Below are 13,386 nucleotides of genomic sequence, written 5' to 3'. Positions count from 1 at the left end.
CAGTCGGGATGAGGAGTTCGAGCACCGCCAGACAAATCAATCAAGTCGCGGAAAGGCTCTGCTATAAATCGTAGTGAGCGGTTCGAGGGCAAGGCGGACGGAGCGCAGAAACCGGAACGTACACGAGAGTACATGAGGATTTCGAGCACCGCTCGACAAAGCAATCAAATCGCGGAAAGGCTCTGCTATAAATCGTCGTGAGCGGTTCGAGGGCAAGGCGGACGGAGCGCAGAAACCGGAATGTACACGAGAGTACATGAGGATTTCGAGCACCGCCCAACGACGCAATCGAATCGCGCAACAGATTTATAGGAGCCTTATGGCATCCCGAGAAACCTGATGGCGGTATAGGCAAGCAGTCCGCTGCCGGTTTTCAGGGCAAGCTCTTCGGGATTGAAGGTCGGAGAGTGCAGGGTGTTCCCTTTTACCGGTTCCGGGGTTCCGGTTCCGATCTGCCAGAATGTTCCGGGGCAGGCCTGAAGATAGTAGGCAAAATCCTCCGCCGTCATGAGCGGCTCGCTTTCGATCACATTCTTTTTGCCAAGATACTCTCCGCAGAGCGTCATGGCACGGGTCGTAACTGCAGGATCATTGTACAGCACCGGATAGCCGTTGCGGATCTCCAGCTCGGCTGTTACTCCGAGCGCTTCCGCGGTGTGCATGACGGTCTGGCGTAGTCGATGGTGAAGCAGGGCCCGAACCTCCTCATTCATGGTCCTCATGGTGCCCGACATGGTCACCTGACTGGGAATGACATTGGTGGCATTGCCTCCGTGAATCGATGCGATGGAGACCACCGCAGGCTCATGCGGGGGAACCACCCGGCTGACAAGATGCTGAACTGCGGTAATGATATGAGCCGCAGCAAGAATAGGGTCTGCCGCCTTGTGCGGCGCGGAGGCATGCCCTCCCTGCCCGGTAACGGTAAAGTAGAGCTCATCGGCTGCGGCCATGAAACTCCCTTTGCACATGGCTACCTTGCCGGTTTGGACGTTCGGAAAACAGTGCTGTCCAAAAACCGCCGAAGGGTTGAATCGGGTAAAAAGACCGGCATCAAGCAGCGGTTTTGCCCCGCCCGGCGCTTTCTCCTCGGCAGGCTGAAAAACCAGCAGCACGTCACCCTCAAGCTCCTCCTTCATCTCCACAAGAATCCTGGCGGCGCCGAGCAGCATAGCCGTGTGCATATCATGACCGCAGGCATGCATTTTCCCCTTCTCCATGGAGCAGAAGCCATGCTCATTCGATTCCGAGAGCGGCAGGGCATCAATGTCAGCCCTCAGGGCAACAAGCTTCCCGTTTGCAGCCTTCTTCCCGCCTCGAATTACAGCTACAACTCCGGTTTCAAGCAGAGGAGGCTCCGGTGTAATGCCGAATCCGATCAGCGTTTCCGAAATCAGCGCGGTGGTTCGTACCTCTTCATAGGCGAGCTCGGGATGACGATGGATCTCGCGACGCAGTTCAACGACTTCCGGAAAGATCTCATTGGCACGCTGCTGTATCCTTTCAGCAATCACGGTTGAGCGATCTGCATTCATAAAAAGTAATTAACGGTTTAAGGCAGCACCATTGGCACTCTAAGCGGTAGATAGTATACCAAGGTACAAATATCAGCGCAAAAGGGAAACAACAGGCGTTATCTCCGGTGTCGGTTCAGAGGATCACCCATGCAAGGATCGCGATTGATCCAACCCCTGCCAGCACAGGGCCGGCACCTGAACCCCCGGAGTTATCGATATAGGGATCAGCTGTAGTAAAATCATAACTCTGAAGACCGTCCGGAGAGTTCCCCTCACGATCCGTTATCGATCCGGTATCGAAGGTGACGAAATAGTGTGTGCTGAATGCAAATGAGAGGTCAGGTTTTATCGTCAGCCGACTCTCCGAGATGGTGAGATTGGTGCTTGTTGAAACATCATAGGCGGGTTCAAGCAAGCTTCCGGTTGCTGAACCGAGGTGAATGGCAACAGTCCCACTGCCCTTTTGTATCACTTCACTGAAGGTGATGACAATATCATCCCAGTTCCCCGCATTCACGGCCCCGTCAGCCGGACTGAATTGAGTAACCGTTGGAACAAGAATGTCCGCTTTCACTGCATCGGCAAACTGGAACTGTTCAAATCCGCTTACCCGGTCCGACCCGTCACGATCCGCACTTTTGTCGGTAATCGTGTAGGTATCGGTTGCTCCATCATAGCTGATGCTGTAATCACTGAAATTTCCGCTGTACACCGCCTTATCCGTTCCGTCACCTCCATTCAGGATGTCATCTCCTGCGCCGCCGGTAACGGTATCATTACCACTGCCGCCATAGAGCGAATTACCGGCACGGTTACCCTTTATGGTGTCATTACCCGAACCGCCATTGACCATTTCAAGCGTTACTCCGAAAGCAATGCCGAGGTTATTGGAACCGTCATAAAGATCCGAACGGGTGCCGGTATTGATATAGTGAAGCGTTGAGTAACTGCCCGGTGTCAGGTCGATGGTACAATCCGTACTGAAGTTGGAGATATCGATGGTATCGGTTCCGCCGGAGTCCCAGATGCTTTTGTAAAACGGAGTGGCGGGATCAAAGGTGTAGGTCGTGTTCCCTGTCCGGTAATTATTGTTGGTTCCGTAGAGGTATTGGATAGCCTCTATATCATAAACCATCGGGGTTTCAGGAACAACAGCAATGTATTCCTGCAGGCTTGTATCGAAAAACCATGTCTGAAAATCATTGTAGGACATGACCGAATAATTCCGGTAATCAAGAGATGCCGGAAAATAGATTTCGGTACTGCTACTGCCCTCACTGTAATTCCCCGGATGTTTAAGCCCGAGTCCATGCCCGGTTTCATGAATCAGGGAGTAATAGTTGAAAGAGCCAGATGTCCATGAGCTTCCGGTTGCAAACAGTGGATTGATCCATACATCGCCTGCGCTTGCCCAGGTACTGTCAGGAAAATAACACCACCCCCAGTAGCCGTCCACGGCGGAAGAAAATGCCAAACGAAAATCACCGACACTGTCGGGGTCATCAGCGACTTCTGTGAAGTTGAGAAGGGCAACATCGGCCCAGGTTTGCAGTGCGTGATTGACTTCTGCGATTTGCGCGGCTGTCAGCCCGAAATGCTCTGAGGCCTCCTGCTCCAGCATATCACTGTATTCAGCCTGCCATACCGGTGTGGAATTAGTAGTCCAGGGAAAGCTGTAGGAGAGCGATACGGAGGAGTTGGAACCGGCACTCCATTTTTGAAGCTCGGTACTGAGCAGTGCATCAAGAGTGGTTAGACCGCTCAGAGAAAATGTGGTTGTGGCTGAAGAGGTGAAGGGGGTTGGCATAACGGTGTTACTTATTTAAACCGAATTGAATACACACCGTCCGGAGATCTCCCCTCTCTCTGACAAAGCCATAACCCTCCGCCACAACGAAAAGCGTGCATGGCCCCCATCCATGATCTGATTGATCAATTCCGGCAAACCCGACACACCATTACGCTTTCACAAAAACCTGTGATGGAAACACAAACATAAATTATTGTTGAAGTTAAGGAATCTTTTCGCGAAAAACACAGGATAAATACTCGCTCAGCATCACTCAGCCAGATCGCTCCCGTCGCCGGGATAGCGATAGTCGAGTTCGTCACAAAAAGGGTCAATAAAACGGTTTTGCGTTTCACGCTCAACGATGCCGATAATGCGTATTGCAACACCTCCAAGTGGCCCCTCTTGGTAGGTCCGACATGACGAATACTCCCTTGAGAGTGAATTGTATATCACTGTGAGATTTGATCCCGTTTACACGTATACCTGCAGCCAACTAATGGTGCGTTACGGATGGCTCTATTTTCAGCAGAGTCCGTATTCTTTCAAGCGTAGTTTTACCGGTAGTTTCCCCCCAAGGAGCATCTGACCTTGCAAATGCAGATACTGAAAAGCTTTAACAAGTTTACATAGTTATGAACGTCCCGGCTGCACCAAGTTGACGCTGTCCCGGAAGTGCATTGTCCGATAATGTAACCAGCTCAATTCGCGACGCACTGTGTCGCAAATTGGAAAAGCACGATAAAACCGGCGCATGTGGCGCTGAGAAGCCTCATCGATGTATGGCGCAGGGGTCATTTGCTCTCCTTCATGGTTTTCAGAAGATCGAATCCTCTCTCGGTAAGCCGATAGCGCTGATTTTTACTGCGCGGCCTCTCCGGAAAGGTCATTTCAATAAAACCGGCAGCAATGGCAGGCTTTAGATAGCTTCGCATAAAGTACATACGATCCTTTACACCAATTATTTTCATCAGTTCATCCCGATTTATCTCCCCAGGCAGACTTGAGACAACCTTCATAACATGAGGGCTAACATGAGGGGTTGACTCTGGCTGTCCGTTTTCTATCGTAACGCCGGAACGGGGAAAGGTAACGGTAAACCAGTGCTCCGAAACCTCAATCAAAGGCTCTGCAACACCATACTCCAAGCATTAATTCCCGATACGCCGGATTCCTGAGCCGATATGCTCTGCCACGACATCACCCAATTCATACTTGGCCTTATTAACATGGATGCGTCTGTTCCTTGCTTGTTGTCAGTCAATTCGGAGAGGAGTAAGTTGAGGTAGTCGAGAGCGCCCCGGAACCGCACGATCGCCTTCGCATAATTCATAACCTTTCACATAAAAGAAGGTATATGCTGATAATAGCAATAAACCCAGTAATCACTATATCGTAATAAAAACGCCGTATAACATCTTTATAGCCGAATACAAGCCCAACATACAAGTGGTTATTTAGAGTTATTTGACCTACAGATTTCGGTTGCTCTCTTATCTTATTTTTTTCCTGATATCTTATCATATTTGGGTTTTGATGAAGCTCAACCTCATTCATCAATAAATTTAATGCTCTCTTATCCGAAAAAGCATAAACAAAATAAGATATTAGGTTATACACTATCGCTCCAACAAGAATTAGCAATAAGTTTTGAGTATCTTTAATGATTATTTTTATTCCTAGTGCACTTATTTCGGTTGGTGCTATTTTAGCAAACACAATAGTTATCCCAAGAACACTAAGCAGCAAAAGATTTTTTTTTGTCTTTCTGGTTGTTACTGAAAGTGGGTCTTGAAGGCTCTGATAAAGCTTTGCATTTATTTCACCATATAGTTGATTCATTAATAAATATGCTTGTATGTTACGGATCTCTTCATAAAACGGATTCAAAGAAAGGGTGATCTTTTTAGAAATTGCTTATTCCAATCTGACTTATGGAGCAACCAGTGCTTAATATCAACACAGATGCTCCTATGACTGAGATAATCAGTGCTCTTTAATGTGGCTAAACACTTATAAATTGAATATTTTTTGCAAAAAATATATTCTCATAAACCAGAAACACCTCAAGAGCTTTTTATATTAACTAAAACAAGATAATCGAAGCCAAATAGATTAAATGATATAGCATACCCCAAGAACCTTTCCTGATGGAGTGATATTTATATCTCCTTTCATATCAATTGTGCGGAATCTCTCTTTTTCATCATCATCATTTTTATTAACTTTCAACCTTGCAGTTATTTTAACAGACTCGATACGACTTGTGTTGATATATTTACTAATATTCTCGAATTTTTGATTTATCAGAACATCAAATACATCATACATCATGCCATAAAAATAATAGCGACCATTCTTTAAATCAATTACTTCTCCAAACGCAAAATCACCTGCGGTTGACTTTGAATACATAGCTGAGAGGGGCAAAGCAATTTTATTTTTATTAACATCTAGCAATACCACTCCATCTAATTGCTCATAATCATAGGAATAGTATAGGGTTCTGATTCTATTGGTAAGATCAGAGAGCAGGCCAAATCTCCCCAACGTCCTTAACTCTCTGTAATAATAAGAAAGTCTTGCTATCAATCGATATTTTTCGGGAGACATATCGTATTTATCCCCTTCAGGGTCAAGTATCCTACATATCGGCATTTCCCCACATACATCAGAAACAGAAACAATTACTCCGATGCGAGAACTCTTTAAATTTGTCCTTGTTGCTTTTTCTATCTTTTTTTGTTCTATTTCTCCAGCTCGCCCAGAAACCTCAGATTTCCTATTTATATTTTTAACCACAGCCCCTTTAACTTCAACTTCAATAAACTCTTTACCATTTGATGCTATCTCAAAATCAAGGTCTTTTTTATTAGATACAGGAATTTTCTCCCAATCAGCTTCCGTCAGATCATACAATTTGCTGACAAGCGACAACCCACCGCCAATGCCTATTGATTCCGTAAGATGACTATCTCTATCGTCTGCTTGACCAAAATTAGAAGATATTAACCCATCATTAGTAGAAAAATACTCTTTAAAATTTGACAACCTATTGGGAATCTTTGATTTTAATTCTTGATATGTTCGCCAACCTTCATATCTTTTCTGTTCACGAAACAATGCATAACAATGAAATTCTTCTTCAGGAACAGTAAAACCGTTTTTAACTATTTTTTCAATTGCATCATAACACGAATAGCGTTCAAGTAAACGCTTATGTTCCTTATTATAATATTCGACCCTAAAACGGTACATAGTCAAAACAGTTTTTATTTACAACAATACGCTGAACTATAGATCAAACCCTATTTGTCCATTTATTTCTGTTTCACAGTCTCTTGCTTTCTCCGTTCTCTTTCCTTTCTTCTCCCATAATCCTTCCGCCACTTCCCGCTCGTGAATCTCGTGATTCAATTCAAGGAGGCGTTTGAGGATTTCTCGGCGGGCTTCGGGGTGAATGGTGTAGCGGATACGGTCGTTTTCGGGAAGATATTCTACTTCGTAGAAGTTGTGGCGGAGGTTGAGGTCTGACCAGCCGTAGGCTTCAAGGACAGCGTTGTCCATCTGGAGGTGCAGGTTACGAAGTTTCTGAATGTTTGTGACAGCTTCGTTAAAGGTGATGGTTCCGGGAGTTTTTGCGAGGTGTTTGCGCAGGTGTGCGGCATCTTTTCCGAGTTTTTTTTGAAGGGTTTTGTCGTCAATTTGTTCTTCTTCCAGTGTAATCGGGCGCAGCAGTTTGGCGTGGAAGAGGTTATAGGTTTTGGTGAGGCCGAGCTGTATGGCAAGCATCAGTTGTTTGCGATGTTCGTGGTAGCTCTCTCCGAGACGATTGAGTTGCACTTCCTGCGATTGAGTGAGGTTTTGGGGAAAGGGGAATGATTCAAACACCATCGACGGTGCATAACTCAAATCGGTTTTCATTGTGCTTGAATATCGCCAAGCCCATTGTACATGAATATTAGATTGAAGAATTGAAAATATATGATAGCTATCAAACGCAAAAATATTCAGTTTTGCATCTAACACTTTATTAGTAGTAGTGAAGTCAAATGCAGATGTTTTACTGACTTGAGCGATAACTAATACTTTTTCTAATTTGGCTATAGCTCGATAAAGAGCAATAGGATTTCTTCCATATTGCCACCAATATTTTTTTCTTCTTATCCCATCGGAATTGTTTTTTTGTAATTGCCTTTCCGGTTTCACTAACCGTAGCAGAATATCGTAACAATCAGGATAGTTATCCCTGCATACCTCTTCTGCCCAGTAAAAAAAGTTGATCACCCAACGACTGGGAGATTGATCTGGATTGGTGTTCAGATCATCACCATTGAGATAGGGAAAGAGCACATCCTTGTTCTTCGGATTTTTTTTGATCAGCGCTTCAGCTTCATGCGGTTCAAGCATAAAGCCTTTACCGAGGACAATGCTTCCCTGAAAGCTCTTGTCTTCATTCTGTTTAAGCAGGAAAGGATTACCCAATGTTACAGAATCATCAAGATAGGGTGTGATGGTTGAAACCTCTTTGTTCGCAAGAATGAACTTCCCTGTCCATTTCTGTTTCGTGATGGTGACAAGTGCAACTTCCACTGCGGCAATTCCGGGCCATTTCATGCTTCTGACAGCATGGTTAATGGCTCCACCCTGACCAACAATCACATCAAGCCCTCCTTCACGTGCACTCCCTTGAGCAATGGTATTTGTAGAGATCAGTGACTGAAAACCCTTTTCTTTAATGAGCGTAAAAATGCGACGGAAGAAATAGGTGACCAGATCAACAGCACCTATCGGAGCATAGGTATGTTTCAGGTACTCCAAATAAGCAAGACCATAGGTTCCGCTCAGTTTCTGTCCACCAAGAAATGGCGGATTACCAAGAATCACATCAAATCCAAAATTTGCAACGCCATCACCCTTAGACTTCCCAGTAAACACTTCAGGAAACTCAAGGAACCAGTGAAAGAATCGATGAGAATCAGCTTGGTTAAAAACATCAACTTCAAAAGCAAACGGAACAGCCTGACCGCCACGAAGGTAACTGAAATAGGTTTTGTCGGTCACGAACGTCTCTTTATGCTCATTGGTTTTAGGCACAAAGAACTGCATAACCTGCATGTCGGCAAGAAGCTTCAGGGTATGTAGGATTTTTCCGTTCTGGAGGTTGCGATAGGCTTTTGCTTTGGCCTCAATCTCTTCCGGAGTCTCTTCCGGCAAAGCATTGAAACTTTGCAACTGCCCCATCAACTGCTCCATTTTGTGCATTACCTCATTGTTTGCGCCGAGCATCAACTGCAACCCGAGCGAGCCGGTTTCGGCTTCCCGCTGTTTGCGCTCTATCTTGTTGCGTTTGGCCAGAGCAGAGGCGATCAGTTTGTCGTCACCCGGAAGTGCCTTGAAGGCTTCGTCGGCTATACCACGGAAAAGCTCTTCCTGATGGGCAAGTCCGACAATGGCGTCGCCGCATTTGATGTGGTGGTCGAGAAAGTTAAGCGGTTCGCCCGGATTATGGGCTTCGAGCCAGAGCGCCACTTTGCAGAGGTTGACGGCGAGAGGGTTTTTATCGACTCCGTAGATACAGGTGCGGATGACATCGCGCAGGGCGTGGCGCATAGCGGTTGGTGAGGGCTGCTCTTCTTTGGTGCGTACCCTTGCAACTTCAATGGCGATCTTTCGGGCGGCAGAGAGGAGAATGTGGCCACTGCCGCAGGCGACATCGCAAACCCTTATGGAGAGAAGTGACTGTTCAGGGTTGGCTGCCTTGAGCCTCTCTTCGATGACGTAGTCGAGCGAGTATTTGATGAGCGGTTTGACCAGCTCTTCAGGTGTATAGTGGGCTCCTGATTCGCTGCGCCCTTTGCCCTCCTTGAAGGTGAAGTGCGTTATGCCGTTGATCTCCCTGAATTCGGCATCATACTCAAGCAGCCCTTCGTAGACCGAGCCAAACTCTTCGACATCGAGGTCAGAGTAGTTGACCCGCACCTGTTGCTTCTGTTCGTTCTCGAAAAAGGTGAGGCGGCGGATCACCTTCAGAAGCGCTTCGTTGCTGAGAGAGAGTGTCGGGAGTTGACCGAGAGCAACTGCACTGAAGATACCGGAGCCAAGTGGCTTGATGCCAAGCCTCTCACCGTAGAAGCCATCTTCGAAAAGGCGGAATGTAGCTTTGAGCCCCTGCCAGAGGTCGTGCTTTCGGCCATCAATGTAGTGGAGCTTGGCCGCCAGTTTACGCAGGCGTTCTATACTGTAGTAGTCGTAGTAGAGCTTGCGTTGACGCTGAAGCTCTTCATCCTTTGTTTCCGCATAGACAAGGTTGCGCTCTTCAATGACAATGAGAAAGAGTATGCGGTAGATAAGCTGGAGCTGCTCAGCATAAAAGTCAGCCGGTTTCATGATGCATTGTGCAATCCGCTGCCGTAACTCTTCATTGCCAGGGTGACAAAGAAAACCATTGGCAAGATCAAGTATGGAGTATTCAACCGCTTTGCTGAGGTTTGCCCGAATGCGTGAGCCGGTTGCAAGCGATTGCTGGTGGTAATATTCAATCGGCGAGTTCTCGGACTCATCCGGGCTTTTCGGCATTCTGGTGGCATGGAGCAGACGGAAGAGGATGGCAAAATCGGCATAGAGCTCCTCTTCCATCATTTTCTCAAGGTTGAACTCCAGATAGCTCAGCCTTACCAGACGGGTGGCATCCCGGAGCAGGCGAAGGAAGCGACCGTTCGTAACCAGAGCGTATGTGTGCTCGGTATTGTTCAGATACTCCTGAACCAGTGCATGAGGCCCAAGACGGGGACCACCCATTTCCCTGCGTCGATCGAGATCATCGTGCAACCCCATGATGTGGATTGGAAAACCGTTCAGGTTGGCTGCGTTATGGCTGATGGCATAGCTCTTTCCGGTATCGGGGTGGATGACAGCCTGTGCTTTTTCAACATCGTAGCCAAGAGTGCGAAGCAACGGGATCATCCATGAGTTGCGTGTTTCGCTTGCACCTGTATCGCCTTCATGGAGGCGGGCCGCACGGAGCGTAAAAGCGGTATAGTGGGCTTTTGCAGCGTTCCAGGCAACACCGATTTCATCACGCACGGCAGTCTTCCGGTCGAGGGCAAAATCCGCCGGTGTCTGGAATTTTTCATCATCAATACGAATCCTGTTGATGATCTCGGATGAGATGATGTTGCCTTGTATGATAATGCTGCTGAATGCCATCTCGTATACTTTTTTCCGTGAATGCGGTGAGTGCTGCTGTCAAAAAAGAGTTTCAGGAACCGGGATCAATACATAAACGCCTATGATATCCGGAGGCAATACCGGATAAACCGCTTCGTAGCGTTTGCCTCCAACCAGCTCCTTGAACCTTCCGTGTGCCTCAACAAGGTGTTCTGCCCTTAGTTCAGCTTCATCCTTGAATTGTCCGGCTTTTGCATGAAACACGATCTGCTCTGTTTCGAAAATGTTCTGCTGCATTTCGAGTGAAAGATTTGCCTTTGACGTGGCTTCAAGCAGCAGCTTTTTTGCGTCATCAGATGGAAGTACCTCGGAAGCCACATCGCTGCCGCGGTATCCCCAGAGAGAGATCTCTTCAGAAATCACCTCCCGTTTTCCGCTCACTTCCCTGATGACATTGCGAACACGGAACTGCACAAGGGTTGTTTTGATCGACACACTATCGGTTTGAATGACCGCCGCTCGTGCAACCCGCTTGTAGCCCTGCCTCGGTTCAAAGGCAAGTGAGAGCAGAAACTGGCTCAATTGTTCAACGAAAAGATGGTTTCTGCCGATATAGCGATAACCCGCCGGGGTCGGTGATGCAAAGCTTACTCTCACCGGCTTTGACGACGGGGATGAAAAATGAATTTTAAGATGTTCAGGCAAATTGGTAAGCGTGAGTAGATATCCGATTTTATCTCGCTGAACCGAACCGCCAAGATGCACGACCGCAGCAAGAACAAAGGATTCAACTGCCTGAGGGTCACCGATAGCCTCATCAATCTCCTCAAGGCTCTGGTTTATAGCATCTCGGTCAATGCTTTCATGGGCAAAAATCGTCCGAAGGTTTTCAGCTTTTTTTCTGGCAACTTCAATCTCATTGGTAAACAAATCGTCGGCAAAGAGGGTCATCTGCTGGCCATTCCTGATCGTTTCGGTTTCCAGCAAAACATCCCTGATGACCGCATCCATGATTGAGGTTGTATCGTCACCAAGAGAGATACTGACACCGGTGGTCTTCTGGATATCCCGGACTTTGCGGATAAGAATGTTCAGAACAATCCGGTCAATCGGGTTGTCATCACCCCAAAGCAAAAGGGTTTTAACCAGTTTAGCTTGCTGACCGAACCGGTCAACACGGCCTTCCCGTTGCTCGATACGGTTCGGGTTCCAGGGCAGATCGTAATGCAGCACAGCGGTAAAGAGCTGCTGCAGGTTAATGCCTTCACTCAGGCAGTCAGTTGCAACCATTACCCGCTGCGTGGAGTCTGCCATCAGGTTGATTTTTTCGCGACGCTGTTCATCGGCGAGTTCAGAAGTAACAACCTGCACATCAACCGATTCGGGCAGTCCGTTTTTCAGCAACGCTCCGATATAGTTTGCGGTCGCAATGTATCGGCAAAAAACAATCGGGTTAAAACCCTCTTTAAGCCAGGTTTTAATAAATTCAATAGCCTGCTTGGCTTTCCAGTCATGCTCAATTCCGGACAATTGCTCAGCTTTGACACAAAGCAGCGAGAGTGCCGATATCTCGTTGCTGTTCAGTTCAGCATTATCAAGCAGCTCCGTATTGCCGGTATCATTTTCATCACTGAGAGTTTCAATGAGCGGATTTTTCTCCTGTTCTGCGAAAAGCTCGCGCTCATCCTGATCGAGTTTTCTCTGTTGCCGGTTCTGAAGCATCTCGATTGCCGCCGCAGGACTTGACATCACTCCGCGAAGCAGCGCCAGAGCTGCCCAATACCGGATTCTTGATGAGCGATGTTTCGATCCATCCTTGCTTATTCCCCGGGCAAATTCAAGAATATCCCGGTAGAACTGCTCATATCGATCCGAAAGTTTATAGGCGAACTCCTTCGGATCACGCTCGGGAAAGGGTGTCTCTTCATCACCTGAATTACGGTGCCATCTGACTATATTTTCCCTTTTGCGCTGTATGAAATGACGGGCTATCCGGCGGCGCTTTGTCTGGTCAATCTGATCAAGAGCATACAATTCAAACTCCCGGTTCAGTAAACCGAGAATCGACTGAAACTCCACATCCTTTCCGCTGTGCGGTGTCGCGGTAAGCAGAACAAGGTGCTGCGACTCTTTCTTTGCGATCTCATGAAGCAGTCTGTAGCGCTGTTGCTGTGAATTCGATGTTGCCCCGGCAGGTTTGGCACAGGTGTGAACTTCATCGACAATAACAAGCTCAGGGCAATCATTCAGAAAAATCCGCATCCGGGTATCGGACTTGACATAGTCGATAGAGATAACCTGATATGGAATATGATGAAACACCGAACGGTCATCAGGCAGCTTGCGATCAAGAGCTGCCGCAGTGCTGGTTCGAATGATTTCAGCCTCGATATCGAGTTTGTCTTTCAGCTCCTGCTGCCATTGCTCGCAGAGGTGCGGCAGGCAAATTACCGCGAACCGTTTGATCTCTCCCCGCTCAAGCATCTCCCTGATGATCATCAAGGCTTCGATGGTTTTGCCGATACCGACGTCATCAGCAATCAGCAGCCTGACGGTATCCTGTTTGAGTGCCATCACCAGAGGGACTATCTGGTATGATCGGGGTCTGAATCCGAGCTTGCCCATACAGCGGAATGGACCGCTTGCATTTCGGAATAAAAGCCGGGTGGCATCAAACAGTAATTTTGCAGACTGAAAATCATCCAGATCGTCTTGACCCGGCTCAGAAAATGATGCATCACGTATATCATCTCCCGGCATCTGGAGCGGCAGGTACACTCCTGCAATTTCATCATCCGAACCACCCATTGGTTTTAGCATGAGCAAATCGGTGTCTGACGATGGAAGGACAATCCAATCACGGTCACGAAAGGTTACCAGTTTACCCGGTTTATATTCGGTCATGCTCAT

The 13,386-nt window shown here is 47.4% G+C and carries 8 protein-coding genes; all 8 read right to left on the bottom strand.

Going from position 1 to position 13,386, the window contains the following annotated elements; genetic code table 11:
• Positions 1 to 317: 317 nt before the first annotated feature.
• The 8 genes from CFERDRAFT_RS07825 to CFERDRAFT_RS07790 all read right to left on the bottom strand — a co-directional run bounded on the left by CFERDRAFT_RS07825 (position 318) and on the right by CFERDRAFT_RS07790 (position 13,386).
• Positions 318 to 1,535 carry a M20 metallopeptidase family protein gene (locus tag CFERDRAFT_RS07825; protein WP_006366676.1) on the bottom strand — a complete coding sequence of 406 codons (1,218 nt, stop codon included), beginning with the start codon at positions 1,533 to 1,535 and terminating at the stop codon, positions 318 to 320.
• A 115-nt stretch (positions 1,536 to 1,650) separates the two neighbouring features.
• On the bottom strand, positions 1,651 to 3,324 hold the full coding sequence (locus CFERDRAFT_RS07820) for an Ig-like domain-containing protein (RefSeq protein WP_006366675.1): 1,674 nt from the start codon (positions 3,322 to 3,324) through the stop codon (positions 1,651 to 1,653).
• 252 nt (positions 3,325 to 3,576) lie between these two features.
• A complete protein-coding gene (locus tag CFERDRAFT_RS12380) occupies positions 3,577 to 3,762 on the bottom strand; it encodes a hypothetical protein (protein WP_156778032.1) in 186 nt (61 codons plus the stop codon).
• Positions 3,763 to 4,100: 338 nt separating this feature from the next.
• Entirely contained in the window at positions 4,101 to 4,325 is a 225-nt protein-coding gene (locus CFERDRAFT_RS12375; protein WP_332248038.1) for a Fic family protein, read from the bottom strand.
• Between the two features lie 310 nt (positions 4,326 to 4,635).
• Positions 4,636 to 5,148, bottom strand: coding sequence for a hypothetical protein (locus tag CFERDRAFT_RS07805; RefSeq protein WP_156778031.1), 513 nt, complete (start codon positions 5,146 to 5,148; stop codon positions 4,636 to 4,638).
• Between the two features lie 273 nt (positions 5,149 to 5,421).
• Entirely contained in the window at positions 5,422 to 6,564 is a 1,143-nt protein-coding gene (locus CFERDRAFT_RS07800; RefSeq protein ID WP_040433480.1) for a hypothetical protein, read from the bottom strand.
• Between the two features lie 36 nt (positions 6,565 to 6,600).
• Positions 6,601 to 10,515 (bottom strand): Eco57I restriction-modification methylase domain-containing protein, encoded by a 3,915-nt coding sequence (locus CFERDRAFT_RS07795; RefSeq protein WP_006366673.1) that lies wholly within the window; start codon positions 10,513 to 10,515, stop codon positions 6,601 to 6,603.
• A gap of 39 nt (positions 10,516 to 10,554) precedes the next feature.
• Complete coding sequence (locus CFERDRAFT_RS07790; protein ID WP_006366672.1) at positions 10,555 to 13,386, bottom strand: helicase-related protein; 2,832 nt, start codon at positions 13,384 to 13,386, stop codon at positions 10,555 to 10,557.

This window comes from Chlorobium ferrooxidans DSM 13031, from assembly GCF_000168715.1.
Classification (GTDB): domain Bacteria; phylum Bacteroidota; class Chlorobiia; order Chlorobiales; family Chlorobiaceae; genus Chlorobium; species Chlorobium ferrooxidans.
This window is presented reverse-complemented; position numbering and strand designations above follow the sequence as displayed.